Source organism: Candidatus Kosakonia sp. 282A-S69 (genome assembly GCF_029433855.1).
Lineage (GTDB): Bacteria > Pseudomonadota > Gammaproteobacteria > Enterobacterales > Enterobacteriaceae > Kosakonia > Kosakonia cowanii_A.
This window is the reverse complement of record NZ_JAROAU010000003.1, coordinates 1466684-1493603: the sequence shown is the minus strand read 5'-3', so window position 1 is coordinate 1493603 and position 26920 is coordinate 1466684. Positions and strand designations below refer to the sequence as shown.

24 protein-coding genes are annotated in these 26920 nt (G+C 57.8%); 10 read left to right on the top strand and 14 right to left on the bottom strand.

Translation table 11 applies throughout. The features are described from left to right. Positions 1 to 155: 155 nt before the first annotated feature. From narI to PU683_RS12705, 5 genes are all read right to left on the bottom strand, one after another. Positions 156 to 833 (bottom strand): respiratory nitrate reductase subunit gamma, encoded by a 678-nt coding sequence (narI, locus tag PU683_RS12725; protein ID WP_277171980.1) that lies wholly within the window; start codon positions 831 to 833, stop codon positions 156 to 158. Further along, positions 833 to 1543 carry a nitrate reductase molybdenum cofactor assembly chaperone gene (gene narJ / locus PU683_RS12720; protein ID WP_277171978.1) on the bottom strand — a complete coding sequence of 237 codons (711 nt, stop codon included), beginning with the start codon at positions 1541 to 1543 and terminating at the stop codon, positions 833 to 835. Before narJ ends, narI begins: the two co-directional genes overlap by 1 nt. Continuing rightward, entirely contained in the window at positions 1540 to 3075 is a 1536-nt protein-coding gene (narH, locus tag PU683_RS12715) for a nitrate reductase subunit beta (protein WP_277171976.1), read from the bottom strand. The genes narJ and narH overlap by 4 nt, the downstream gene beginning before the upstream one ends. After that, positions 3072 to 6815 carry a nitrate reductase subunit alpha gene (locus PU683_RS12710; protein ID WP_277171974.1) on the bottom strand — a complete coding sequence of 1248 codons (3744 nt, stop codon included), beginning with the start codon at positions 6813 to 6815 and terminating at the stop codon, positions 3072 to 3074. Before PU683_RS12710 ends, narH begins: the two co-directional genes overlap by 4 nt. Positions 6816 to 7210: 395 nt before the next feature. Then, a complete protein-coding gene (locus PU683_RS12705) occupies positions 7211 to 8602 on the bottom strand; it encodes a NarK family nitrate/nitrite MFS transporter (RefSeq protein ID WP_277171972.1) in 1392 nt (463 codons plus the stop codon). A 308-nt stretch (positions 8603 to 8910) separates the two neighbouring features. Between PU683_RS12705 and narX the strand changes: the two genes are divergently transcribed. Further along, positions 8911 to 10713 carry a nitrate/nitrite two-component system sensor histidine kinase NarX gene (gene narX, locus PU683_RS12700; protein WP_277171970.1) on the top strand — a complete coding sequence of 601 codons (1803 nt, stop codon included), beginning with the start codon at positions 8911 to 8913 and terminating at the stop codon, positions 10711 to 10713. Continuing rightward, complete coding sequence (gene narL / locus PU683_RS12695) at positions 10706 to 11356, top strand: two-component system response regulator NarL (RefSeq protein WP_277171968.1); 651 nt, start codon at positions 10706 to 10708, stop codon at positions 11354 to 11356. The genes narX and narL overlap by 8 nt, the downstream gene beginning before the upstream one ends. On the opposite strand, the gene PU683_RS12690 is transcribed toward narL, so the two are convergent. After that, on the bottom strand, positions 11357 to 12769 hold the full coding sequence (locus tag PU683_RS12690) for a YchO/YchP family invasin (protein WP_277174288.1): 1413 nt from the start codon (positions 12767 to 12769) through the stop codon (positions 11357 to 11359). A gap of 195 nt (positions 12770 to 12964) precedes the next feature. Here PU683_RS12690 and PU683_RS12685 point away from each other — a divergent pair, with 195 nt between their 5' ends. The 4 genes from PU683_RS12685 (at position 12965) to PU683_RS12670 (ending at position 16242) form a co-directional block, all read left to right on the top strand. Beyond that, entirely contained in the window at positions 12965 to 13480 is a 516-nt protein-coding gene (locus PU683_RS12685) for a YbhB/YbcL family Raf kinase inhibitor-like protein (RefSeq protein ID WP_277174287.1), read from the top strand. A 71-nt stretch (positions 13481 to 13551) separates the two neighbouring features. Continuing rightward, a complete protein-coding gene (locus tag PU683_RS12680; protein WP_277171966.1) occupies positions 13552 to 13905 on the top strand; it encodes a DsrE/DsrF/TusD sulfur relay family protein in 354 nt (117 codons plus the stop codon). A gap of 108 nt (positions 13906 to 14013) precedes the next feature. Further along, a complete protein-coding gene (locus PU683_RS12675) occupies positions 14014 to 15798 on the top strand; it encodes a methyl-accepting chemotaxis protein (protein WP_277171964.1) in 1785 nt (594 codons plus the stop codon). 198 nt (positions 15799 to 15996) lie between these two features. Then, complete coding sequence (locus PU683_RS12670) at positions 15997 to 16242, top strand: DUF1883 domain-containing protein (protein ID WP_277171962.1); 246 nt, start codon at positions 15997 to 15999, stop codon at positions 16240 to 16242. Between the two features lie 9 nt (positions 16243 to 16251). Here the strand turns inward: PU683_RS12670 and PU683_RS12665 are convergent, their stop codons facing one another. Together PU683_RS12665 and chaB are read right to left on the bottom strand one after the other, a co-directional pair. Further along, the gene (locus PU683_RS12665) at positions 16252 to 16950 is read right to left on the bottom strand and encodes a gamma-glutamylcyclotransferase (protein WP_277171960.1); all 699 of its coding nucleotides are present in this window, start codon (positions 16948 to 16950) and stop codon (positions 16252 to 16254) included. A 171-nt stretch (positions 16951 to 17121) separates the two neighbouring features. Then, the gene (chaB, locus tag PU683_RS12660) at positions 17122 to 17352 is read right to left on the bottom strand and encodes a putative cation transport regulator ChaB (protein WP_277171957.1); all 231 of its coding nucleotides are present in this window, start codon (positions 17350 to 17352) and stop codon (positions 17122 to 17124) included. Between the two features lie 274 nt (positions 17353 to 17626). Between chaB and chaA the strand changes: the two genes are divergently transcribed. Continuing rightward, positions 17627 to 18721 carry a sodium-potassium/proton antiporter ChaA gene (gene chaA, locus PU683_RS12655; RefSeq protein ID WP_277171955.1) on the top strand — a complete coding sequence of 365 codons (1095 nt, stop codon included), beginning with the start codon at positions 17627 to 17629 and terminating at the stop codon, positions 18719 to 18721. Between the two features lie 43 nt (positions 18722 to 18764). On the opposite strand, the gene kdsA is transcribed toward chaA, so the two are convergent. The 6 genes from kdsA to hemA are packed head-to-tail and all read right to left on the bottom strand — an operon-like array spanning position 18765 to position 24079. Beyond that, complete coding sequence (kdsA, locus tag PU683_RS12650; RefSeq protein WP_277171953.1) at positions 18765 to 19619, bottom strand: 3-deoxy-8-phosphooctulonate synthase; 855 nt, start codon at positions 19617 to 19619, stop codon at positions 18765 to 18767. A gap of 26 nt (positions 19620 to 19645) precedes the next feature. After that, positions 19646 to 20455, bottom strand: a complete 810-nt coding sequence (sirB1, locus tag PU683_RS12645) for an invasion regulator SirB1 (RefSeq protein ID WP_277171951.1) — start codon at positions 20453 to 20455, stop codon at positions 19646 to 19648. A 3-nt stretch (positions 20456 to 20458) separates the two neighbouring features. Beyond that, the gene (sirB2, locus tag PU683_RS12640) at positions 20459 to 20851 is read right to left on the bottom strand and encodes an invasion regulator SirB2 (RefSeq protein WP_023478628.1); all 393 of its coding nucleotides are present in this window, start codon (positions 20849 to 20851) and stop codon (positions 20459 to 20461) included. Between the two features lie 15 nt (positions 20852 to 20866). Beyond that, a complete protein-coding gene (gene prmC / locus PU683_RS12635) occupies positions 20867 to 21697 on the bottom strand; it encodes a peptide chain release factor N(5)-glutamine methyltransferase (RefSeq protein WP_277171949.1) in 831 nt (276 codons plus the stop codon). Further along, positions 21697 to 22779 (bottom strand): peptide chain release factor 1, encoded by a 1083-nt coding sequence (gene prfA / locus PU683_RS12630; protein WP_277171947.1) that lies wholly within the window; start codon positions 22777 to 22779, stop codon positions 21697 to 21699. The genes prmC and prfA overlap by 1 nt, the downstream gene beginning before the upstream one ends. A gap of 43 nt (positions 22780 to 22822) precedes the next feature. Continuing rightward, the gene (gene hemA, locus PU683_RS12625; RefSeq protein WP_277174286.1) at positions 22823 to 24079 is read right to left on the bottom strand and encodes a glutamyl-tRNA reductase; all 1257 of its coding nucleotides are present in this window, start codon (positions 24077 to 24079) and stop codon (positions 22823 to 22825) included. Between the two features lie 200 nt (positions 24080 to 24279). Here hemA and lolB point away from each other — a divergent pair, with 200 nt between their 5' ends. The 3 genes from lolB to prs all read left to right on the top strand — a co-directional run bounded on the left by lolB (position 24280) and on the right by prs (position 26837). Beyond that, positions 24280 to 24903 carry a lipoprotein insertase outer membrane protein LolB gene (gene lolB / locus PU683_RS12620; RefSeq protein WP_277171945.1) on the top strand — a complete coding sequence of 208 codons (624 nt, stop codon included), beginning with the start codon at positions 24280 to 24282 and terminating at the stop codon, positions 24901 to 24903. Then, positions 24900 to 25766 (top strand): 4-(cytidine 5'-diphospho)-2-C-methyl-D-erythritol kinase, encoded by an 867-nt coding sequence (ispE, locus tag PU683_RS12615; protein ID WP_277171943.1) that lies wholly within the window; start codon positions 24900 to 24902, stop codon positions 25764 to 25766. The genes lolB and ispE overlap by 4 nt, the downstream gene beginning before the upstream one ends. A gap of 123 nt (positions 25767 to 25889) precedes the next feature. Next, entirely contained in the window at positions 25890 to 26837 is a 948-nt protein-coding gene (gene prs / locus PU683_RS12610) for a ribose-phosphate diphosphokinase (protein ID WP_007371855.1), read from the top strand. Positions 26838 to 26920 lie beyond the last annotated feature (83 nt).

Sequence of the window (26920 nt, the reverse complement as noted above, 5' to 3'; positions counted from 1 at the left end):
CGATGACGCTTTGCGTATCAGGCCAATGACAATCGAATATGTCGCACCACCCCGTAGGCCGGATAGGGCGCAGCCGCCATCCGGCACACAGACCGCACCGCACACAAAGAAAAAACCCTGCCGAAGCAGGGTTTGTCATCGTCAATCCAGCGTTATCAGCGACGAGCGCGGACAATCTGGTATTTACGCGTTAAATACTCCACCGGCGCGCTCCAGATATGCACCAGGCGTGAAAACGGGAAGAGCACAAATAGCGTCATGCCGAGCACCAGATGCACGCGGAAGATAAAGGCAACGCCGTCGAGATGCTCGGAGGCGCCGGTATGGAAGGTCACTACCGACTGCGCCCATGCCACCAGCTTCATCATTTCGCTGCCGTCCATATGCTGCGCGGAGAAGGGAATGGTCAGCAAACCAAGCGTACACTGCACCATCAGCAGGGTCATGATCAGGATATCCGCCGCCGTCGAGTTGGCGCGAATACGCGGGTTAAAGAGGCGACGCTTAAGCAGCATCAAACCGCCGACCAGGCACAGCACACCGCTGGCACCGCCGCCGATCATCGCCATCTTCTGCTTCACTTCAATCGGCAGGAAGGCTTCGTACATCCAGTGCGGCGTCAGCATACCAAGGAGGTGACCGGCAAAAATGCCGAGGATGCCTAAGTGAAAGAGGTTCGAGGCGATGTTCATCCCTTTACGGTCGAGCATCTGGCTCGAGCCTGCGCGCCAGCTGTACTGCCCATAGTCATACCGCAGCCAGCTGCCAATCAGAAAGATCGCGCCCGCCATATAGGGATAGATGTCAAAGAAGAACATATTAAGGAAGTGCATTAGCGCTCTCCTCCTGTTGAGATATTCAGATATTGCGGCGCGACGGCACCGGCAAAACGACGCTGGTGCGCAGTGATGTCGGAATCATTGCAGCCCTGTTCAGCAAAGAACTTCACCTGCTCCTCTTCCCACACCGCGTCCAGCGCCTGCGGCGTATCGTCACGCGCTTCGCCGGCAATTTTTTCCGCCATCTGCGCGTTATCCACCTCGGTTTTCGTCAGGGTCAACAGGGCGTCAAACAGCGAGGCGTAGTGACTCTCACGCTGCTGTAAGCGCGCCTGCAGCAGCGCCAGGATCGGCGCGATATCCTGTAAACCGCCAATCGCTTCAGCGGTCGGCAGCTGCGCCAGATACTCCAGATAGAGCGGCAGATGGTCCGGCAGTTCGCGGCTGTCGAGCTGGAGCCCGTGGCGCTCATATTGCGCCAGCAGGTCCACCATCGCCTGGCCACGGTCGCGCGATTCACCGTGCACATGTTCGAACAGCAGCAGCGAAGTGGCACGACCACGATCGAACAGCTCGCTATAGGTGGCCTGGGCATCGAGCAGATCCTGCGAGGTCAGGTCGCGTAAAAAGAGACCTACCTGCTGGGCATCTGCTTTCGACAGATTGTCGCCGGAGGCCAGCGCGTCAAACAGCTCCTGCTGATGCTGCCACAGGGCAGCATCCGGGTACTCAAGCAGGCGGGAGATAACCACCAGTTCAATCATGCGTGCGGCTCCGTTTTCACTGTCACATTCACCGCATCGATGCGGCGGCTGTTGAACAGGTTGAATGTGTTGTCCGAACCATGACAGCCGTCGCCGAAGCTAAAGCCGCACCCGCTCTTCTCCGGGAAGGCTTCTCGCGCCAGTTCACGATGGCTGGACGGCACCACAAAACGATCTTCGTAGTTGGCGATGGCGAGGTAACGGTACATCTCCTGCGCCTGTGCTTCCGTCAGTCCCACCTCTTCCAGCGCACGGGTGTCAATCACACCATCGACGGTTTCAGCACGTTTGAAGTGACGCATCGCCAGCATCCGTTTCAGCGCCAGCAGCACCGGCTGGGTATCTCCGGCGGTCAGCAGGTTTGCCAGATACTGCACCGGAATACGCAGGCTCTCGACGTCCGGCAGAATGCCGTTGCTGCCCAGCTCGCCCGCATCAGCAGCGGACTGAATCGGTGACAAAGGCGGCACATACCAGACCATCGGCAGCGTACGGTATTCCGGGTGCAGCGGCAGCGCCAGCTTCCACTCCATCGCCATTTTGTAGACCGGCGATTTCTGTGCTGCGTCAATTACGCTCTGCGGCACACCATCTTCCAGCGCCTGGGCAATCACTGCCGGATCGTTCGGGTCGAGGAAGACATCCAGCTGACGCTGATAGAGATCTTTCTCATTTTCGCTGCTGGCGGCCTTCTCAATTGCATCCGCGTCATAGAGCAATACGCCGAGGTAGCGAATACGCCCTACGCAGGTTTCAGAGCAGACCGTCGGCATCCCCGCTTCGATACGCGGATAGCAGAAGATGCACTTCTCAGATTTGCCGCTCTTCCAGTTGAAGTAGATTTTTTTGTACGGGCAGCCGGTGACGCACATACGCCAGCCGCGGCATTTATCCTGATCGATCAGCACAATGCCATCTTCTTCACGCTTGTAGATGGCGCCGCTCGGGCAGGTCGCCACACAGGCCGGGTTCAGGCAGTGTTCGCACAGACGCGGCAGATACATCATGAAGGTATTTTCGAACTGGCCGTACATCGCCTTCTGCATGTTTTCGAAGTTCTGATCGCGGCTCAGCTTCTCAAACTCACCGCCCAGATCGTCTTCCCAGTTCGGACCAGCGCTGATTTTGTTCATGCGCTGGCCGGTGATCAGCGAGCGCGGACGTGCAATCGGCTGATGCTTGCTTTCCGGCGCGTTATGCAGGTTCTGATAGTCAAAATCAAACGGCTCGTAGTAGTCATCAATGCCCGGCAGATGCGGGTTAGCGAAGATTTTACCCAGCAGCATTGCGCGGCTACCCATGCGCGGCTGCAGCTTGCCATTGATTTTACGGATCCAGCCGCCCTTCCACTTCTCCTGGTTTTCCCAGTCGGTCGGGAAGCCAGTGCCCGGTTTGGTTTCGACGTTGTTAAACCACGCGTACTCCATCCCTTCGCGGCTGGTCCAGACGTTTTTACAGGTGACTGAACAGGTATGACAGCCGATGCACTTATCGAGATTCAGCACCATGCCGACTTGTGAACGAATTTTCATTTTGCGCTCTCCTGTACCTGGTCATTGCCTTCGCCATCCAACCAGTTAATGTTCTTCATCTTACGTACCACCACAAATTCATCGCGGTTGGACCCGACCGTACCGTAATAGTTAAAGCCGTACGCCAGCTGCGCATAGCCGCCAATCATGTGCGTCGGTTTCGGCGTAATACGCGTCACCGAGTTGTGAATGCCGCCGCGCTGGCCGGTGATCTCCGAGCCTGGCAGGTTCACAATGCGCTCCTGAGCGTGATACATCATCGTCATACCGGAGGGTACGCGCTGGCTGACCACCGCGCGGGCGGTCAGCGCGCCGTTGCTGTTGAAGACTTCGATCCAGTCGTTATCGGCAATGCCCATCTCTTTGGCGTCGGTTTCACTCAGCCAGACAATCGGGCCACCGCGACCCAGCGTCAGCATCAGCAAGTTGTCGCTGTAAGTGGAGTGGATCCCCCACTTCTGATGCGGGGTCAGGAAGTTGAGCGCCTTTTCCGGATAACCGTTGGCTTTTACGCCCAGCATCTCTTTCACCGAACGGGTGTTGATCGGCGGGCGGTAGACCAGCAGGCTTTCGCCAAAGTCGCGCATCCACTGGTGATCCTGATAGAGCTGCTGACGGCCGGAGAGTGTGCGCCACGGAATCAGCTCATGAACGTTGGTATAACCGGCGTTGTAAGAGACATGCTCATCCTCAAGGCCAGACCAGGTCGGGCTGGAGATAATTTTGCGCGGCTGCGCCTGAATATCGCGGAAGCGGATCTTCTCATCTTCTTTATTCAGCGCCAGATGCGTATGGTCGCGGCCGGTAAATTCACTCAGCGCAGCCCAGGCTTTCACCGCCACGTTGCCGTTAGTTTCCGGGGCGAGAGTCAGGATCATCTCTGCCGCGTCAATGGCGCTGTTAAGCATCGGCTGGCCTTTCGCCGGGCCATCCGCTTTCACGTAGTTAAGCTTGCGCAGCAGATCCATTTCGCTCTGGGTATTCCACGCGATGCCTTTGCCGCCGTTACCGATTTTCTCCATCAGCGGGCCGATAGAGGTAAAGCGCTCGTAGGTTGCCGGGTAATCGCGCTCAACCGGAATAATGTGCGGTGCGGTTTTGCCCGGAATAAGATCGCATTCGCCCTTTTTCCACTCCTTCACATCCAGCGGCTGCGCCAGCTCGGCGGCGGAGTCATGCTGGATCGGCAGCGTTACCACGTCGGTCTCTTTGCCTAAATGGCCCACGCAGAGCGCAGAGAAGGATTTGGCGATGCCTTTATAAATTTCCCAGTCGCTTTTCGATTCCCATGCCGGATCGACGGCGGCAGAGAGCGGATGAATAAACGGATGCATATCCGAGGTATTCATGTCGTCTTTCTCATACCAGGTCGCGGTCGGCAACACGATGTCAGAGTAGAGACAGGTGCTGGAGAGACGGAAGTCGAGCGTCACGACCAGATCGAGTTTGCCGTCGAGGCCGTTATCCTGCCACTCCACCTCCTGGGGTTTTACGCCGCCCTGTTTGCCCAGATCCTGGCCCTGAATACCATGCTCGGTACCGAGCAGATATTTGAGCATGTACTCATGCCCTTTCCCCGAGGAGCCAAGCAGGTTGGAACGCCAGATAAAGAGGTTACGCGGATGGTTTTTACCGTTTTCCGGTTGCTCGGCGGCAAAACGCAGCGAGCCCTCTTTCAGGGATTTGACGGTGTAATCCACCGCTGACATGCCGGCTTTTTCCGCTTCGGCGGCAATGCGCAGCGGGTTGGTGCCCAGCTGCGGTGCTGAAGGCAGCCAGCCCATACGCTCAGCGCGGACGTTAAAGTCAATCAAATGGCCGCTGTAGCGGGATTTATCCGCCATCGGCGAGAGGAACTCTTGCGCCGTCACCGTTTCATAGCGCCACTGGCTGGAGTGGTTGTAGAAATAGGAGGTACTGTTCATATGGCGCGCCGGACGCTGCCAGTCGAGGGCAAAAGCCAGCGGCTGCCAGCCAGTCTGCGGACGCAGCTTTTCCTGACCCACATAGTGCGCCCAACCGCCGCCGCTCTGACCAACGCAGCCGCAGAAGATCAGCATGTTAATCAGCCCGCGATAGTTCATATCGAGGTGATACCAGTGGTTCATCCCGGCACCGACGATGATCATCGAGCGACCGTGCGTTTTATCGGCATTCTCAGCGAACTCGCGCGCAACGCGAATAATCTGTGCCTGCGGCACACCGGTGATTTTCTCTGCCCAGGCGGGCGTATAGGCTTTGATTTCGTCATAACGGCTGGCGCAGTTTTCATCGCCCAGGCCGCGATCCAGCCCGTAGTTGGCCATGTTGAGGTCATAAACGGTGGTCACCAGCGCGCTGCTACCATCCGCCAGCTGCAGGCGTTTGACCGGCAGCGTGTGCAGCAGGATATTATCCAGCGTGACGCCCTGGAAGTGCTCGGTGTTGTCGCCGCCAAAGTAGGGGAAGCCCACCTGTGCGACATCATCATGTTTGCCCAGCAGGCTGAGGGTCAGCTCAACGTCAGCACCGGTGCCGCCGTCGCGCTGCTCAAGGTTCCACTTCCCTTTCTCGCCCCAGCGGAAACCGATAGAGCCGTTCGGCGCGATCATATTGCCTTCGCTATCGAGCGCGACGGTCTTCCACTCCGGGTTGTTCTCCTGGCCCAGCGCATCCACCAGATCGGCGGCGCGCAGCATACGGCCCGCGGCGTAGTAGCCATCACGCTCTTCGAGCATGACCAGCATCGGCATGTCGGTGTAGCGACGGACATAATCGGTAAAGTACTGGCTCGGCTTATCGAGATGGAATTCACGCAGCATCACGTGGCCCATCGCCAGCGCCATTGCCGCATCGGTGCCCTGCTTCGGTGCCAGCCACAAGTCGCACAGCTTGGCGATTTCCGCGTAGTCCGGAGTGATGGCGACTGTTTTGGTGCCTTTATAGCGAACTTCAGTAAAAAAGTGCGCATCCGGGGTACGGGTCTGCGGCACGTTAGAGCCCCAGGCGAGGATATAGCTGGAGTTGTACCAGTCTGCGGATTCCGGCACGTCGGTCTGCTCGCCCCAGGTCTGCGGTGAAGCAGGCGGCAAGTCGCAGTACCAGTCGTAGAAGCTCAGGCAGGTGCCGCCGATCAGCGACAGATAGCGTGCGCCGGAAGCGTAAGAGACCATCGACATCGCCGGGATTGGCGAGAAGCCAGCTACGCGGTCCGGGCCGTAGGTTTTCACAGTGTAGACGTTCGAGGCGGCGATCAGTTCATTCACTTCCTGCCAGGAGGAGCGCACAAAGCCGCCGCGTCCGCGCGCCTGCTTAAAGCTCTTCGCTTTATCTGCGTCTTCAATGATAGAAGCCCAGGCATTCACCGGATCGCTGTGCTGCGCTTTCGCTTCACGCCAGAGTTTGATCAGGCGCTTACGCATCAGCGGGTATTTCAGGCGGTTGGCGCTGTAAAGATACCAGGAGTAACTTGCCCCGCGCGGGCAGCCGCGTGGTTCGTGGTTCGGCATATCAGGACGGGTGCGCGGGTAGTCCGTTTGCTGGGTTTCCCAGGTGACCAGGCCGTTCTTGACGAAAATCTGCCAGCTGCAGGAGCCGGTGCAGTTTACGCCATGGGTCGAGCGCACGATTTTGTCGTGCTGCCAGCGGCTGCGGTAACCATCCTCCCACTCCCGGTTGGTGTTTACGAGCTGGCCGTGCCCGTCGGCAAAGGTTTCGCCTTTCTGTTTAAAGTAGCGAAACCGGTCCAGGAATTTACTCATCGGGGTTCTCCTGTTGGAGCCTGTTCGGCTCTCTTGCTAAATCGACATTGCTGCATTTGCCGCGAAGGTAACCCTCGCAAAGACAAAGAGAATTGATGACGATCAAGCCGCCATAGCGCATCGTTGATGCGCCGACAACGGAGTACTCCCAAAGAGTTATCAGCAAACTCTAAGTAAGGCACTGATTAATATAGATATATTATATTTAGTTACTAAATTATTCAGATTTATCCCGGTCAGCAGGTATTAAGGGGTAGGTGCCGCTGCGATGCGATGAGGCTCACAGTGCTGACCGAAGCAGGCCGCGGAAAAACCCAAAAGTATGTTGTAACTATAATGCGGGTAAAAAAATGCGCGACCGAAGCCGCGCAAAGATAATCAACACATTACCTCTATTATTGTTTTTTACGCCCGTATATCGCCCAGGTGATCACCACACAGGCGATATAGAACACGAGAAACACCTTCATCGCGCCCGCCGGCGAGCCGGTCAGCGCCAGCGATGTACCAAACGCTTTCGGGATAAAGAAGCCGCCAATCGCGCCGATCGCCGAGATAAAGCCCAGCGCAGCTGCGGTTTCCGTCGCGGCTTCTCGCATCGCGTCGCTCTCGCTGCCGCCCGCTCTCTTCACCCGATCCATGGTTAACTTACGGAAGATAACGGAGATCATCTGGAAGGTGGAGCCACTGCCCAGCCCGGCGGTCAGGAACAGCACCAGGAAGACACAGAAGAAAGCGGTAAAGTTGCCGCCCTCGCCGTTCGATGGCAGCGTCAGGAACAGCAAGGCGCTGAAGATGGCCATGACCACGAAGTTAACCAGCGTGACGCGCGTTCCGCCAAGACGGTCGGAAATCGCCCCGCCGGCTGAACGTGCCAGCGCGCCAACCAGCGGCCCAAAGAAGGCAAAGTGCAGGATCTGCACCTCCGGGAACTGGGTTTTTGACAGCATCGCGAAGCCGGCAGAGAAGCCGATAAACGAGCCGAAGGTCGCCAGGTAGAGGAAGCTCATAATCCACAGATGCGAGCGCTTCAACACCGGCAGTTGCGCGCGCAGTGACGCTTTCGATGTCGCCAGTTCATTCATGCCGAACCACGCCGCCAGGGTAAAGACCGCGAGGAACGGAACCCAGATCCACGCCGCGTTTTGCAGGTAGAGCATCGTGCCGTCAGGCTGGGTCACACCACCGCCGCCAAACGCGGCAAAGATGGAGAAGGAGACTGCCAGCGGCGCAATCAGCTGCATTACGCTGACGCCAAGGTTGCCGAAGCCACCGTTGATGCCCAGCGCCCCACCTTGCTTCTCTTTCGGGAAGAAGAAGCTGATGTTCGCCATGCTGGAAGCAAAGTTCGCCCCGGCAAAACCGCACAGCAGGGAGATGATGATAAATGTGCTGAATGGCGTCGAGGTATCCTGCACCGCAAAACCGAGCCACGCGCAGGGGATAATCAGAATCCCGGTGCTGAACGCCGTCCAGCGACGGCCGCCAAACACCGGTACCATAAAGGAGTAGGGTACGCGCAGCAGCGCACCGGAGACCGAGGGCAGCGCCGTCAGCATAAACAGCTGGTCTGTCGTGAACTGAAAGCCCACTTTGGGCAGATTCACCGCCACTGCGCTAAACAGCATCCAGACGCAGAATGCTAAAAGCAGGCAGGGCACGGAGATCCACAGATTGCGGCTGGCAATCTGCTGCCCCTGCTGCTGCCAGAAAGCCGGTTCTTCGGGACGCCAGTCGGTAATAACCCGGGATGACGAGCGCGGATCCGGAACGGATGTTTGATGCATAGACACCTCTGATGTGCAGTTTGATGCCTGCCACATTAATTTCTGCGGCGCGCGTTAAGTTGATATAAATCAAAGGAAAAGCTGGCGTTATAATGCACAAAAAAACATCATGCTCATTTATGAGTAGCATTTACCGGCAAAAAAGGTGTGGTTTTTCACAGCGCTGACCGCCGCCGGGTCGTTTGCCCCCCGAAATGTCATCACACCGGCAATAAAGGAGTAACTCTTTGTGGGTATGGGTATACTCCAGGCGATAGCTGACAATAACGCCACCCGCACCTTTCGCGGCCAAGGAGTCTCATTTCCTCATGCTTAAACGCCTCTTTTCACCGATGTCGCTGGTCAGCCAACTGGCCATACTGATGCTGTTATCCACGCTGATTGGCGTGACCGGTATGGCGGTCTCCGGCTGGCTGGTGCAGGGCGTTCAGGGCAGCGCGCATGCCATCAACAAAGCGGGCTCGCTGCGCATGCAGAGTTACCGGCTGATGTCGGCCATACCGCTTCAGGAAGATGAGCAATATCTGTTAGATGAGATGGAGCACACCGCCTTCAGCCCGGAACTGGCGCTGGCGGCAAAACGCGATGGGCAGCAGGCACAGCTTGCTGATATGCAGACCTACTGGCACAACGTGGTGATCCCGGCGATTAAAGATGCCCGCCAGCCAGCGCAGGTCGCGGAGATTATTGCCGTCTTCGTCGGGCGCATCGATAAACTGGTCTCCGCTTTCGACAGTAATACCGAACACCGCATCGCCGAAGTGGTGGTGCTGCACCGGGTGATGGCTGTGCTGATGGGCTTGCTGGTTCTGTTTGCGCTGGTGTGGCTGCGGGCGCGCCTGCTCCGACCGTGGCAGCAGCTGCTGCATATGGCGCGCGCCGTCAGCCAGCGTGATTTTACCCAGCGCGCCCATATCAGCGGCGGCAACGAGATGGCGACGCTTGGCGAGGCGCTAAATAATATGTCTGCGGAGCTGGGCGAGAGTTACGCAGTGCTTGAGCGCCGCGTACAGGAGAAGACCGCCGGGCTTGAGCAGAAAAATGAGATCCTCTCCTTCTTATGGCAGGCCAACCACCGGCTGCACTCACGCATTCCGATGTGCGAGCGCCTGTCGCCGGTGCTCAACGGCTTACAGAATCTGACCCTGCTGCACGATATTGAACTGCGGGTTTATGACCTGGAAGATGAAGAGAATCACCAGGAGTTTACCTGCCAGTCGACGGCCAGTTGCGATATCAAAGGCTGCCACTTATGCCCGCGCGACGGTAAGCTGATTGAATCGACCGGCATTGGCTCGACGCTCAAATGGCGGCTGGCGGATGCCCATATGCAGTATGGTTTGCTGCTGGCGAAGCTGCCGCCGGGTCGCCATTTAAGCCACGATCAGCAGCAGCTGGTTGACACCCTGGTCGAACAGCTCACCGCCACGCTGGCGCTGGATCGGCATCAGGATCGCCAGCAGCAGTTGATGGTAATGGAGGAGCGCGCGACCATTGCCCGCGAGTTGCACGACTCGATTGCCCAGTCCCTCTCCTGCATGAAGATGCAGGTCAGCTGTTTGCAGATGCAGGGTGACGAACTCCCTGAGAGCAGCCGGCAGCTGCTAAGCCAGATTCGTAACGAGCTCAACACCTCCTGGGCGCAGCTGCGCGAGCTTCTGACCACCTTCCGCTTACAGCTGACCGAGCCGGGTCTGCGCCCCGCACTGGAGTCCAGCTGTCAGGAGTACAGCGGGCGTTTTGGTTTCGATGTGCGGCTGGATTATCAGCTTCCGCCCCGCATCGTTCCGGCGCATCAGGCCATCCATCTGCTGCAGATCGCCCGCGAGGCGCTGAGCAATGCCCTGAAACACTCCGGCGCTACCGCGGTCAGCGTCGCCGTGCAGCAACAGGAAAACCGTGTCGTACTGCGCATCAGCGATAACGGGTGCGGTATCCCGAACAATGCGGAGCGGACCAACCATTACGGATTAATTATTATGCGTGACCGCGCGCAAAGCCTGCGCGGCGACTGCCAGGTGCGTCCCGGAGCCTCCGGGGGGACTGACGTTGTCGTGACCTTTATCCCCGAAACGTTTCTCTCATCCATGCAAGGAGATAACCATGAGTAATCAGGATCCGGCAACTATCCTGCTGATCGACGACCATCCGATGCTGCGTACCGGTGTAAAGCAGTTAATTAGCATGGCCCACGACATCACCGTCGTCGGCGAGGCCAGCGACGGGGAGCAAGGTATTGAACTGGCAGAGTCGCTGGACCCGGACCTGATCCTGCTCGATCTCAATATGCCGGGCATGAACGGGCTGGAAACTCTCGACAAGCTGCGTGAGAAAACCCTGTCCGGGCGCATTGTGGTGTTCAGCGTCTCCAACCATGAAGAGGATGTGGTCACTGCCCTGAAGCGCGGCGCTGACGGCTACCTGCTTAAGGATATGGAGCCGGAAGATTTGCTGAAGGCGTTGCAGCAAGCGGCGGCAGGAGAGATGGTGCTGAGCGAGGCGCTGACACCGGTGCTGGCAGCCAGCCTGCGCGCCAACCGGGCGACGACCGATCGCGATATCTCCCAGTTAACACCGCGCGAGCGCGACATCCTGAAGCTGATCGCTCAGGGGCTGCCGAACAAGATGATTGCCCGCCGTCTGGATATCACCGAGAGTACGGTAAAAGTGCACGTTAAACATATGCTGAAAAAGATGAAGCTCAAATCCCGCGTTGAAGCGGCTGTCTGGGTGCACCAGGAGCGGGTTTTCTGATCACTGCACGGCTGGCAGCGACCAGTCCGTACCGCCATCCGTTGCCGGTGGGATCACCGGCGCGGTCAGTTTCAGCACAATCGTGTTGGACTCCACTTTCTGCCCCTTCTCATCCTCCACCAGCACCGAGAGCGCCCAGCTATTGCTCGCCCCTTCGCTGCTGTCCCAGCGCGGCATAATCAACGTCCAGCCATCACCGCTGCGCGCATTCACCGGCGGCGTCAGGCTCAAGGCCTGAGTATCGCCCTGCCAGGTCAAGCTGCGAATACCGTGCGTGCTGTGAATTTGCAGTTTAAGTGCCACCGTCTCGCCCGGTTGCAGATTCCAGGGCGGGGTCGCCAGGAAGACAGAGAGGGTTTTGCGCTGGCGATACTCAAACACCGGCAGATTGTTGCGCGTCGGGCTATCGTAGCGGCTGCCACGCAGTGAGCGGCTGACGGCGACTTCAGAAGGAGAGAGTTGCTTATGCAGCGGCACGCCAAAGCGATAATTGAGTTTTAACCCCAGATCGTTCTGGCTTACCCCGCTCTCCCCCTGGCGATGTTCAGCGGTGATGGTTACCAGTGGCACCGGGGTGTAATTCACCCCCAGTTTGACGGCGACCGGGTTGTGATAGCCGTTGCCGCTATCAAACAGATCGACATTGTCGCCAAAATACTGCTCCACGCTGACACTGGTGTTGACGTATTGATAGAACGGCAGCCGCGCCTGCGCCGTCACATCATAGCCACGCGCCATGCGCTGCTGCTGTGTCGCGCTGTCATAGCGCCAGTGGCTCACCGGCTGGTAGTAGTTGGCCGACAGACGCAGAAACTCTCCCCACGCCTCCGCGCCAAACCCGGCGCGTCCGGTATTCTCTTCCAGCTGGCTGTCGTAAAAGGTGTTGTAGCCGAGCAGCCAGTCGCCAGCGATCCAGCGCTGCCCGAGCCCGACATTGCCAATAAGCCCACTGTCCCGTTGCGTCAGACCCAGCTGGCTCCAGCTCAGATAGCGGTTGTTGTCCTGTAATGGCACAAACCAGTTGCCGTGGCTACCGTTGAACTGCCCTTCATTATCCACTTTCAGATCGACGGTGGCGTTGCCCCACGGCGAAAGCCAGGATTCCACCTGCTGATTGACCTCTCCGCTCACCACATCACGCAGCTGTCCGAAGGCGAACTGGCGCGCCTGCTGACCGGCGCTGAGATCGCTATCGGTCATGCTCGCCTCACCAAACGCTTTCGCCACCTCAGCGAAGTGTTTCTCCTGCGCATCCGTCTCTGGCGCCATACTGAGATCCGGCAGGCCGTCGCCATTGTTGTCGAACGGGTTTTCCGCCTGCTGCACATATTTGCTCTGCAGCGCATGGGCGTCGCCTCCCGCCACTAACAGGGCAAGAAGGGAGAGAAGTGGAGAGGTAAAGGAGCGGCGCATCACGACGTAAATGGGGTTCCTGGGCTGATTTTGTGAAGTAAGTCACTTAGTCTAGCGGTTTTATCCCACGATTACAGCCACCGGCGATATATCAGGAAAATCCCTAATCGACACGCCTCGCTACGGCTACAGTTAATGCATCCTTGTCACGAGAGACGCGTCATGAAAACAAAAATAACGCTGCTGTGCGGCTGGATGCTGCTCTGCGGGGCGCAGGCCAGCGCCACTCCCCTCTTCGCCCTGCAATCTCCCGCCTTTGCCGATAACGCAATGATGGAGAAAAAATTCGCCGGTAACGCCAGCAACAACCCCAACTGCACCGGCGAAAACCTCTCTCCGGCGCTGGTGTGGAATAACGCCCCGCCCACGACCCAGAGTTTTGCACTGATCGTCCATGATCCGGAGGGGGCGCGCGGGCTGGGCGTGACGCACCTGGTGGCCTATAACATCGCACCCTCCAGCGCTGGCTTTGCGCAAAACGATCTGCGCGACGGTAAAGGCTTTACCGGCGGGAAAAACACGCCCGGCAATTTCCGCTGGCATGGCCCCTGCCCACCGCCGGGCAGCGGCGCGCATCACTACACCTTCACCCTGATCGCCACCTCGCTGCCACCCACGTTGGAAGAGGGGCTGACCCGCGAAGAACTCTTCAGCAAGCTCAAAGGCAACACGCTTGCCGCCGCCGGGCTGATTGGCCGCTTCGGGCAGTGATTTTACCTTTGCGCCGCCCGCGCGGCGCAGTAGCATAGCCCTTTTCGCTACGGTTAATCGAAGGAGTGACAATGCAAAAGGTTGTGATCATCGCCAATGGGGCGGCGTACGGAAGTGAATCGCTGTTTAACAGCCTGCGGCTGGCGATTGCGCTGCGCGAGCAGGAGGAGCCAGTGGAACTGAAGCTCTTTTTAATGTCCGATGCGGTAACCGCCGGGCTGCGCGGCCAGAAACCTGCCGAGGGCTACAACATTCAGCAGATGCTGGAGATCCTCACCGCCCAGGGGGTGCCGGTTAAATTATGCAAGACCTGCGCTGACGGCCGCGGCATCAGCGCCCTTCCGCTGGTCGAGGGGGTGGAGATTGGTACCCTTGTCGAGCTGGCGCAGTGGACGCTGGCAGCAGACAAGGTATTAACTTTCTAATGGAACGCCGGGTTTAATACAATTTTCTTATGCATCGCTTTGTGTCATCAAGTTTGCCTGCTGTGTTGCCGATAGCCCCTTAAGACAAACACAGCAGGTACAATAAAAATGTTCACATCGATTAAAGCCCGGATTATGGCGGCGACGGCAGGTTGTCTTACTGTCGCTTTGCTGCTTAACACCATCATCAACTACCAGGTTACGCGCCAGCACAACCAGCAAACCCAGCAGGATATTCTCTCCAGCACCCGCGACAGCCACGGCATTGCCATTGCCGACTGGGTCGCCAGCAAAACCGCGATGATCGCCTCCCTGCAAAGCGTAGCGTTAACGGACGATCCGGTGCCGGTATTTACGCAAATCGCCCGCGCCGGCGGGTTTATCAACGTCTATGTTGGCTACGCCAGCAAAACCGCCAAATTCTCCGATCCCGGCGGCGTACCGGCGGATTACGATCCGACCATTCGCCCGTGGTATCAGCAAGCGGTGAAAGCCGATGCGCCGGTCGTTACCGCTCCCTATGTTGATGCCAGCACCGGACAACTGGTGGTGACCTTCGCCGTGCCGGTGAAAGAGAACGGCACGCTGAAAGGGGTGGTCGCCGGGGATGTCTCGATGGCGAGTGTCGTCGCTAACGTGCGCGGCATCAGCCCGACACCGCACAGCAGCGGTATGCTGCTTGCCAGTGATGGCTCGGTCATTGCCGCTGCCGACGAAAAGCTGACGATGAAACCCTTCTCTGACGCCATCCACGGCGTCTCCTTTGCGGAACTGAATAGCGGAAAAACCGTCTCTGGCGAGTATGCCGGTGATGAGAAGTCGCTGTTAGCCAGCCGGGTGAAAGGAACCGACTGGCTGCTGGTGGTCGCTCTCGACGGGGATGACGCCACCGCCGGTCTGCGCGCGCAGTTAAAAGCCTCCGCCGTCTCGCTGATTGTGCTAGTGATAATTGCCGGGGCATTGATGCAGTGGATGGTCGCAGCCCTGCTGAAACGTCTTTTGGTGATCCGTGATGCGATGAACGCTATCAGCAGCGGCACTAACGACCTCTCCCAGCGTTTGCCGGAGAGCGGCAACGATGAAGTGGCGCAGATCGCCCATGCCTTTAACGCCTTCAGCGACAAGCTGGCGGTGGTGATGGTGAAACTGCGCGACTCCACCCACTCGGTGCAGCTGGCAGCGCAGGAGATTGCCGCAGGCAACCAGGATCTCTCCGGGCGCACCGAGCAGGCGGCATCCAGCCTGCGTGAAACGGCCAGCGCCGTAGAGCAGATCACCGCATCGGTTGCCCAATCGACCGATGCCGCAGCGCAGGCCAATAGCCAGGCGCACGTCGCATCGCAAGCCGCTTCGCGCGGCGGCCAGGTGGTGACGCAGGCTATCAACACCATGCAGTCGATAGAAGTCGCTTCGGCGAAGATTGGCGATATCACCAGCGTCATTGATGCCATCGCCTTTCAGACCAATATCCTGGCGCTTAACGCCTCGGTGGAAGCGGCGCGCGCCGGTGAACAGGGGCGCGGCTTTGCGGTGGTCGCGGGTGAAGTACGTAATCTCGCCAGCCGCAGCGCGCAGGCGGCGAAGGAGATTAAGACATTGATTGACTCCACCACCGACAGCGTCGCCACCGGCTCGCGCTATGTACGGCTGGCGGGCGACAGCATGACTGATATCGTCACCAGCATCGACAGCGTGTCGGTGATCATGCGTGAGATCACTGTCGCCACCAGCGAGCAGATGAAAGGGATTCAGGAGATCAATCATGCGGTGATTAATCTCGATCGTATGGTGCAGCAGAACGCCGAACTGGTCGTCGAGTCGACCGCCGCGGCCGGGGCGCTGCGCGCGCAGGCGGGTGAGCTTGCTGACACCGCCGAACATTTCCGCATTTAATCTTTTACCGGCGCGTGAAGACCACGGTTTCTCGCGCCGGATCTCCCCCCTCGCCGCAGATTGTTATTTTTGTTTAATCCTTACTTCTTTTGTTGATCAAAATCAGCATCTGGCCGACGGTCGTTTGGTGTGATGCACGGAGTGTTTTGTGAACAACATCACGCAGGGATGGCGTTATTCAAATGACGGGGTTAAAAAATGGCGGTAGTAAAAGCAAGTTTAAAACTGTTTGGCGGGGATACGGTGGTGGTTCGCTGTTCTGAAAACTGTCATATCCATCTGATGTGTGAGAAGAGCCGCAGGCCGGATGCGCAGGCGGATATTCTGAGCGTGCAGAACCGCGCCAGTGCCTATCTTTCGGTGCCTTATAGCGGCATCTGGAGCGTGCTGATCGACAGTCACAGCCAGTCGCTGGAGCACTCGATCAGCTACGTTGCGGCGTAAACAATAATCTCAGCAGGCAAAACCAGGCACCATTTCCGGGCCTGGTTTATCTCCCTCCAGCAGCATACGCACTCTTCCCACCAGTTCATTCAGGCAGTCATCATGCATACCGAGCTTAATCAGCTCCTGTTCAAGCGAGAAGAGGTACTGGGCATTAGTGCCAAGCGGGCCGCTGGCGGCAGCGATCAGCGGAGCGATGGTTTGCGCGCGGGTATCGGGCTCATAGAGCGGGTGGCGCGGATCCATAGTAAACACCAGCGCATTAACCACACGGCCATCATCAAGCGAGAGCTTGCACCAGCTCGGCAGATAGCAACCGGTGATCATCTCCCGCTTCCACAGCAGCGTGAGATCGTCGTGCAGGGTCTCTTGCGAGAGTCGGTAAGCCACGCCGGTGGTGCGCCCGCCCTCTTTCAGTGCAAGCATACGCCCGGGCTGGCACGCGGTACCGCGTCCGGCGGTCAGGCGCAAACAGAACGCACGATGCCAGCCGGCCAGCGTACCCGGGCAGGATTCATCAAACTCCAGCGCCGGGTTCCACATCAGCGAACCGTAGCCAAAAATCCACACCGGACCATCATCAGGCCGACAGGCCAGCGTCGCCGCCAGCGAGGACGCCCGCTGTTCAGCTGACCACAACAACGACTCTTCTATGTCGCCAAATGCCGTTTTGCAATCGGCCGTTCGCAAGAAATCACGCGTTAACATCTTCTACCTCCGCCACTGCCTGCGTCCTTGCGACTGCTTTACTGCTGCCTTCCCGACATACGCCGTCGCGTCAACGCAGCGCCATATGACGATATGCAATTCACGCGCCGCATGCAACAGCATCAATCCATCGAATAAAGCTATAAATGGCGAAGGTGGCGCCGCGACGCGCTATTTCTTCTTATGCCACTTCTCATCCTCTCCCTTTTCATACTCATTTTTGACCGCTGCCCAGGCGACGCGGTGCGCCGTCTCTTCGCGGCTGGCATCACCGCGGCGGTCATCTTTATCTTTATATTGTTCCCAGGCGCTGTTAAACGCCTCTTTATAGATCTCCTGCGCGTGGGCCGGAAGAACGTGCTGCACGCTGTCTGGCAGGTCGGATTTCGATTTATATGGCATTTGCTGCTCCTTTTCTGGCTAAAGGGTTAAGTCTGGTTGACAACACGCCTCTGCGCCAGGCATACAGGATAAATGACTTTTTAAATAAACTATCCTTATGTTTATATTGCACTATTACCAAGAAACAGCCATTTTTACGCCCTTTAAATAAAAAATTTTTCACTGCCGTAAAAATAGGTAAAAAGAACCGCGATAACGTCACTTTTTTGCTATTTTAATAACCTTTCGTTCTTTATCTATACTTCAACACACCTGCCCTCTGAGGAGAATCATAATGACAACAACCCACGAGGCGGTTAAAACCCGCCACAAGGAGACCACCCTCATTTTCCCGGTGCTGGCGCTGGCCGTGCTGCTCTTCTGGGGAAGCTCGCAGTCGCTGCCGGCGATAGTCGGTATCAATGTGCTGGCACTGGTCGGCATTTTAGCCAGCGCCTTTAGCGTGGTACGCCACGCTGATGTGCTTGCCCACCGCCTGGGCGAACCCTTCGGCTCGTTAATTCTGAGCCTCTCCGTTGTTATCCTCGAAGTGAGCCTCATCTCGGCGCTGATGGCGACCGGCGATGCCGCGCCGACGCTGATGCGCGATACGCTCTACTCCATCATCATGATTGTGACCGGTGGGCTGGTGGGTTTCTCGCTGCTGTTGGGGGGGCGTAAATTCGCCACGCAGTATGTCAATCTCTTCGGTATCAAGCAGTATCTGATCGCCCTCTTTCCGCTGGCGATTATTGTGCTGGTCTTCCCGATGGCGCTGCCGGAAGCCAACTTCACCACCGGCCAGGCGCTGCTGGTGGCGCTTATTTCGGCGGCGATGTATGGCGTGTTTCTGCTGATCCAGACCAAAACCCATCAGAGCCTGTTTGTCTATGAGCATGAGGATGACGGCGACGACCCGCACCACGGTAAGCCATCGGCGCACGGCAACCTGTGGCACACCGCGTGGCTGATTATGCATCTGATTGCGGTGATTGCAGTGACCAAGATGAACGCGCAGCCGCTGGAAGCGCTGCTGACGGAGGTGAACGCACCGGTGGCCTTTACCGGCTTCCTCGTCGCGCTGCTGATCCTCTCGCCGGAAGGACTGGGCGCATTAAAAGCGGTGCTGAACAATCAGGTGCAGCGCGCGATGAACCTCTTTTTCGGTTCGGTGCTGGCAACCATCTCGCTGACCGTACCGGTGGTCACGCTGATTGCCTGGATCACCGGCAATAAGCTGGTGTTCGGCCTCGATGCGCCGGAGATGATTGTGATGGTGGCATCACTGATGCTGTGCCAGATCTCCTTCTCGACCGGGCGCACCAATGTGCTTAACGGCGCAGCGCATCTGGCGCTGTTTGCCGCCTACCTGATGACCATCTTTGCCTGAGTGATGCAGAGACAAAAAACCCCGCTTTCGCGGGGTTTTGTTTTTACGCTTCGGTGTTGAGTTCGTCGAAGCTTTTCACCAGATCGTCAATCGCTTTGATCTGCTGCAGGAACGGCTCCAGCTTCGCCAGCGGCAGCGCAGACGGGCCATCGCACTTAGCGTTATCCGGGTCCGGGTGCGCTTCAATAAACAGACCGGCAAGACCGGTTGCCATGCCCGCACGCGCCAGCTCTGTTACCTGGCCACGACGGCCACCGGAAGCGGCGCCAAACGGGTCGCGGCACTGCAGCGCGTGGGTGACGTCAAAGATCACCGGCGAGTTGTTGGAGACTTTTTTCATCACGCTGAAGCCGAGCATGTCGACCACCAGGTTGTCATAACCGAAGTTCGCGCCGCGATCGCAGAGGATAACTTTGTCGTTACCGCCCTCGATAAATTTGTCGACGATATTCCCCATCTGGCCCGGGCTTACGAACTGCGGTTTTTTGACGTTAATGACCGCGCCAGTTTTCGCCATCGCTTCCACCAAGTCGGTCTGGCGGGCAAGGAACGCCGGAAGCTGGATCACATCCACCACTTCGGAGACCGGATGCGCCTGGCTCGCTTCGTGCACGTCGGTGATCAGTTTGACGCCGAAGGTCTGCTTCAGCTCCTGGAAAATCTTCATGCCCTCTTCCAGACCCGGTCCGCGATAGGACTTGATGGAAGAGCGGTTGGCTTTATCGAAAGAGGCTTTGAACACGTACGGGATGCCCAGCTTCTGGGTCACGGTCACGTAGTGCTCACAAATGCGCATGGCTAAATCGCGGGATTCCAGCACGTTCATGCCGCCGAACAGCACGAACGGCAGGTCGTTCGCCACGTTGATGTCGCCAATGCTGACCACTTTTTGTTTCATAAAATCGCCTTATCGAGTGTGAATGCTTAATGCAGGGTAATCTGTTTATGGGAAATCGTGTTGATCTGCGCGCGGATCATTTCGCTGATGGGATCTTCCGGGCACTGCTCGACAAAATAGCTTAAGTCATGCAGCGCCACGTGGTCGCAATCCAGCTGCGCATAAATCAGCCCGCGATCGCGGATCTCATACGGATCTTCCGGATTGAACTGCAGTAACGCTTCGCTGGCGCGCAGAGCCAGCTCCATCTGCTGCTCTTCCATTAACGCCGACTTCAGGGTATCCAGCAGTTTGCGGATCACTTCAGCGTTGTCTGCCTCATCAAGGTCTTCGTTAAACAGCTCGGCTACCGGGCTGATATTGCCCTTCAGCCAAACTTCCAGCGTATGTTCGTCCAGCGTGTCGCCATTAAACGGGTTAATCAGCCACATCTCGCCATCCAGCCATTCGCCGCGCAGAATCAGCTGCGTCGGGAAGATGACCGGGGTCAGCGGAATATTGAGCCGCCCGGCGACCCACAGCAGAATCGCCCCCAGCGACACCGCGCTGCCCTGACGGTTCTGCAACACTTTATCCAGCCACAGCGCATCGGACAGACGGTAGACGCCGCGGGTATCTTTGAAGCCCCATTCGCCGTAAAACAGCGCAAGGAGTTCCTCCAGTTGATGCTCCTGAGGCTTTGCCTGACTGATCTCTTCACGGGCAAGTGCGAGCAGTTGCTCCAGTTCGTCCTGTACGTATTGTGAAGGAAAATCATCGCGTATCAGCGCGGAAACAAGGATCATCCCATCGCATAATGGCGCTTTGTTAAATTCGAAATCAGCTAACGACCTCATGTCTTACCCCAGTATCGGTACTTTTGTGGCGGCGAGTTTAATGATGATGTACAGCACCACCAGCCCCAGCATAAAGGCGATAAAACCTGCCTGCTGGCCGCGCGGACGATGCCGCCCGAGCGCAATAAAACCCAAAACGATATAGATGATAACGCCAAACAGCTTTTCCGTCAGCCATGCGCCTTTAACAGTAAAAGGCAAATAGCCGGTCAGGGCTATCAAGCCCACGCCGCTGAGCAGTAAAACGCTGTCGACAATATGCGGTAACACCCGCACCCAGCGCGCCTGAAAGCGGGGATTGTTGCTCCAGCGCCACCAGTAACGCAGGGTGAACAGGCTAATGGTCAGCGCCACCGACGTCAAATGTAACGTAATCAGGATGTTAAAGAGGCACACGCCCTGTTGCTCCCGTTACGGCCGTCGTCCCAGCGTCAGCCGTTCGTTATCACCATAATCCCGGCAGGTTTCCACCTGCTGCCAGCCGTAGCGGGCAAAAATCTCGCGCACAGCGCCACCCTGCTGCCAGCCATGCTCCAGCAGCAGCCAGCCCTGCGGCAGTAAGTAGCGCGGCGCGTCCTTAATCAGCGTATGCAGATCCGCAAGGCCATTATCTGCCGCCACCAGCGCGCTGAGCGGTTCAAAGCGCACATCGCCCTGCGCCAGATGGGGATCCTGCGCGTCAATATAGGGCGGATTGCTGACGATAAGCGAAAAGCGCTGCCCCTCAAGGGCGCTAAACCAGCGGCTCTGCACAATCTCAATATTACGGATGCCGAGATGATCGGCGTTACGCTGCGCCAGCGCGACCGCGTCAGGGATGAGATCGACTGCCGTCACCTGGCAATCTGGCCGCTCGCTGGCCAGCGCCAGCGCAATCGCGCCGGTGCCGGTACCCAAATCGAGGATGCGGCACGGCCCGGCGGGAAGCCGGGCGAGCGCCTGCTCAACCAGACACTCGGTATCGGGGCGCGGGATAAGCGTTGCGGGCGAGACAAAGAGCGGCAGCGACCAGAATTCGCGCTCGCCAATCAGATGCGCGACCGGCTCGCCGCGCACGCGTCGGGCCAGCAGCATGGCAAGCTGCTCTTGCTGCTCATCAGTAAGCGGCGTTTCACCGAAGGCGAGAATAAAGGTGCGCGCTTTGCCGGTGACAAAGCCGAGCAGAATCTCGGCATCGCGCCGCGGGCTTTCACTGGCCTGCAGCTGGCTCACGGCCTCGCGCAACCACTGTTGATACTCCATCAATCCTGCTCGGAGAGTGCCGCCAGCTGGTCGGCCTGGTACTCCTGCACGATCGGTTCGATCAGCGCATCAAGCTTGCCTTCCATCACCTCATCCAGACGGTAGAGCGTCAGGTTGATGCGGTGATCGGTCACACGACCCTGCGGGAAGTTATAGGTGCGGTTGCGGTCGCTGCGATCGCCGCTGCCGAGCAGGTTACGGCGCGTGGAGGCCTCCGTCTGCTGGCGTTTCGCCACTTCGGCAGCGCGAATGCGCGCGCCGAGCACCGAGAGCGCTTTGGCTTTATTTTTATGCTGCGAACGCTCATCCTGGCACTCCACCACAATCCCGGTCGGCAAGTGAGTAATACGGATCGCCGAATCGGTGGTGTTAACGTGCTGGCCGCCCGCGCCGGAGGAGCGGAAGGTGTCGATACGCAGATCTGCCGGGTTGATATCCGGCAGCTCCGCTTCCGGCAATTCCGGCATTACCGCAACGGTACAGGCGGAGGTGTGAATACGCCCCTGCGATTCGGTGGCCGGCACGCGCTGCACGCGGTGTCCGCCCGATTCAAACTTCAGACGGCCATATACGCCGTCGCCGCTGATTTTGGCAATCACCTCTTTATAACCACCATGCTCGCCTTCGCTGGCGCTCATGATCTCGACGCGCCAGCGGCGAGCCTCGGCATAGCGGCTGTACATACGGAAGAGATCCCCGGCAAACAGCGCGGCTTCATCCCCGCCGGTACCGGCGCGGACTTCGACAAACGCGTTGCGCTCATCGTCGGGATCTTTCGGCAGCAGCAGAACCTGTAAATGCTGTTCAAGCTGCTCGCTTTTCTCTTTCGCGTCGCGTAACTCCTCCTGCGCCATTTCGCGCATTTCGGGGTCCTCGAGCATCATCTGCGCGGTCTCGATATCGTCCTGCGTCTGTCGCCAGTCGGTAAAACAGCGTGAAACGTCGCTCAGCTGCGCATATTCGCGCGACAGGGCGCGAAAGCGATCCTGATCGGCGATGGTTTGCGCGTCGCCCAATAGCGCCTGAACTTCTTCATGGCGTTCATACAGGGCTTCCAGTTTGGCAACGATAGAAGGCTTCATAGGCGTAAAGGCACCTTTTAGTAATTATCAGGAGTGTGGTGTGCTAATCCAGCCCGAGGCTGTTGCGCAGAATATGCAGGCGATCGTCATCCCCGTCACGGGCGGCCTGCTGAAGAGATTTGGTTGGGGCGTGGATTAAGCGGTTGGTCAGCTTCCACGCCAGGTCCTGCATAATGGTGTGCGGATCGCCGCCCTGCTCCAGCGCAGCGAGCGCTTTCGCCGTCAGCTCATCACGAACCTGTTCTGACTGGCTGCGATAGTCGCGAATCGTCTCGCTGGCGCTTTGCGCGCGCAGCCAGGCCATAAACTCGCAGGTCTCCTGGGCGACGATAGTCTCCGCCTGCACCGCCGCGGCTTTACGCTGCGCCAGGTTGTGCTGAATGATGCTTTGCAGATCGTCGACGCTGTAGAGATAGGCGTTGGCAATTTCCCCCACTTCCGGCTCGACATCGCGCGGAACGGCGATATCCACCAGCAGCATCGGCTTATTGCGGCGCGCCTTCATCGCCCGCTCGACCATCCCTTTACCGATAATCGGCAGCGGGCTGGCGGTCGAACTGATGACGATATCGGCATCTTTCAGGCGCTCATCGATTTCGCTTAAAGCGATCACTTCCGCCCCGACTTCATTCGCCAGCAGCTCTGCGCGCTCGCGGGTGCGGTTGGCGATGATCATATTCTGCACTTTGTGCTCGCGCAGATGGCGGGCTACCAGCTCAATGGTTTCGCCCGCGCCGACCAGCAGCACGGTGACCGTTGAAAGGGATTCAAAGATCTGTCGCGCCAGGGTACAGGCAGCGAAAGCGACCGAAACGGCGCTGGCGCCAATGTCGGTTTCCGTGCGCACGCGCTTGGCGACAGAGAAGGATTTCTGGAACATGCGTTCCAGCTCGCTGGCATTTCCGTGGCCGCGGTGGGAGTCGGCATAGGCTTTTTTCACCTGGCCGAGGATCTGCGGCTCGCCGAGTACCAGCGAATCGAGCCCGCTTGCCACGCGCATTAGATGGCTGACGGCGTCATTATCTTCGTGCCAGTAGAGGCTCTGGCGCACTTCCTCTTCCCGCAGATGGTGATAGTCGCACAGCCAGCGCACCAGCGCTTCCTGTAAGTTCTCCCGCTCTTCGACGCTCAGATAGAGCTCAGTGCGGTTACAGGTTGAGAGCACCACGCCCCCCTGCACCATCGGCTGCGCCAACAGGCTTTCCAGCGCCTGGTCAAGCGTTTCCGGCGAAAACGCAATACGTTCTCGCAACGCAACAGGTGCTGTTTTGTGGTTGATGCCGAGTGCTAAAAGGGTCATGGGCGCGGGAATAGTACCAACGTTGATAAGGTTAGACTGCACGCATCATACAGGATGAGCGGAGTCAATAAAAGGGAGACTATCCTTTCGGAGTAATTGGTCTTTTTATGATTTAAGACAACGTGAACGTAGACGCTCTTTCTGTGCGGCGCTAGCATTAAGCTTCTGCCTGTAAACTGTTACAAGGATTTGTCATCGTTATGATTCTGTCGGATTTCCGCCTCATTCGCCTGCTACCGCTGGCAAGCCTCGTGCTCACCGCCTGTACCCTGACCGCGCCGAAAGGGCCGGGAAAAAGTCCCGATGCGCCGCAGTGGCGTCAGCATCAGCAGCAGGTACGCGATCTCCACCAGTACCAGACGCGCGGCGCATTTGCTTATCTCTCGGATGAGCAAAAAGTTTATGCCCGTTTCTTCTGGCAGCAGACCGGCCAGGATCGCTACCGCTTACTGCTTACCAACCCGCTGGGCAGCACCGAGCTTGAACTGAACGCGCAGCCGGGCAGTGTTGAGCTGGTGGATAATAAAGGGAAGCACTACACCGCCGACGACGCGGAGGAGATGATTGGCAAGCTGACCGGCATGCCGATTCCGCTTAACAGCCTGCGCCAGTGGATCCTCGGTCTGCCGGGCGACGCCACCGATTATAAGCTCGACGACCAGTATCGCCTCAGCCAGGTCAACTACAGCCAGGACGGCAAGAGCTGGAAAGTGGTGTATGGCGGCTATGACAGCAAAACGCAGCCAGCCCTGCCTTCCAATATGGAGCTGAGCGACGGCAAGCAGCGCATCAAGTTAAAGATGGATAACTGGATCGTTAAATGATGACCTGGCCTGCTCCGGCAAAACTGAATCTCTTTTTATACATTACTGGCCAGCGTGCGGATGGGTACCACACGCTGCAGACGCTGTTCCAGTTTCTCGATTATGGCGACACGTTGACCATCGAGCCGCGCAAGGATGGCAAAATCTGCCTGCTGACGCTGGTGGAGGGCGTGCCCGATGAAGAGAATCTGATCGTGCGCGCGGCACGTTTGTTGATGAAACGTGCCGCCGAGACCGATCGCCTGGCCGCAGGTTGCGGCGCGGATATCGCCATTAATAAACGCCTGCCGATGGGTGGCGGGCTGGGCGGCGGCTCGTCGAATGCGGCGACGGTGCTGGTCGCTCTTAATCATCTCTGGCAGTGCGGCCTGAGCGTGGATGAACTGGCGCAGCTGGGTTTGACCCTTGGTGCCGATGTGCCGGTGTTTGTGCGCGGCCATGCGGCGTTTGCCGAAGGGGTCGGCGAGCTGCTTACCCCGGTCGACCCGCCGGAAAAATGGTACCTGGTTGCCCACCCCGGCGTCAGCATTCCGACGCCACTCATCTTTGGCGATCCGGAGTTGCCGCGCAATACGCCCGTCAGGTCAATCAATACGTTACTGAATTGTGAATTCGGCAACGATTGCGAGGTTATCGCAAGAAAACGTTTTCGTGAGGTTGATGCGGCGCTTTCCTGGCTGTTAGAATACGCGCCGTCGCGCCTGACTGGCACAGGAGCCTGTGTCTTTGCCGAATTTGACACCGAATCCTCCGCTCGTCAGGTGCTTGAGCAAGCCCCGGAATGGCTGAACGGTTTTGTCGCGCGAGGCGTCAACCTCTCGCCGCTAGCACAAACCATCGCCGGGCAAGCTGAGTCACGGTGACAACGTCACTTGTTCCAGACGTTGCACCGCGCTCTTTAATACACCGCATGGATAGTTTTTCGCCCTGACCGCACATTTTGGCGTATCCTATCCACCACTGGACGCATGCCTGAGGTTCTTCTCGTGCCTGATATGAAGCTTTTTGCTGGTAACGCCACCCCGGAACTAGCACAACGTATTGCCAACCGCCTGTACACTTCTCTCGGCGACGCCGCCGTAGGTCGCTTTAGCGACGGCGAAGTCAGCGTACAAATCAATGAAAACGTACGCGGTGGTGATATTTTCATCATCCAGTCCACTTGTGCTCCTACAAACGATAACCTGATGGAATTGGTTGTCATGGTCGATGCCCTGCGCCGTGCTTCCGCAGGCCGTATCACCGCCGTTATCCCCTACTTTGGTTACGCCCGTCAGGATCGCCGCGTCCGCTCCGCTCGCGTACCGATTACCGCAAAAGTCGTTGCCGATTTCCTCTCAAGCGTTGGCGTTGACCGCGTCCTCACCGTAGACCTGCATGCTGAACAGATTCAGGGCTTCTTTGATGTACCGGTTGATAACGTTTTCGGCAGCCCGATCCTGCTCGAAGATATGCTGCAGCTGAACCTCGACAACCCGATTGTGGTTTCGCCGGATATCGGCGGTGTGGTTCGCGCACGTGCCATCGCCAAACTGCTGAACGATACCGACATGGCGATCATTGATAAGCGCCGTCCGCGCGCCAACGTTTCGCAGGTGATGCACATCATCGGTGACGTGGCGAACCGCGACTGCGTGCTGGTTGACGATATGATCGATACCGGCGGTACGCTGTGCAAAGCAGCTGAAGCCCTGAAAGAGCGCGGCGCAAAGCGCGTCTTTGCTTACGCCACGCACCCGATTTTCTCCGGTAATGCGGTGAATAACCTGCGCAACTCCGTGATTGACGAAGTGGTTGTCTGCGACACCATTCCGCTGAGCGAAGAGATTAAAGCGCTGCCGAACGTACGTACGCTGACGCTCTCTGGCATGCTGGCCGAAGCTATCCGTCGTATCAGCAATGAAGAGTCGATCTCTGCAATGTTCGAACATTAATCGATGCTGCATACCAAACCCGCTCCGGCGGGTTTTTTTAACCCTCTTTTTTATTTGTATGATTTATTAATTAGTTACGACTA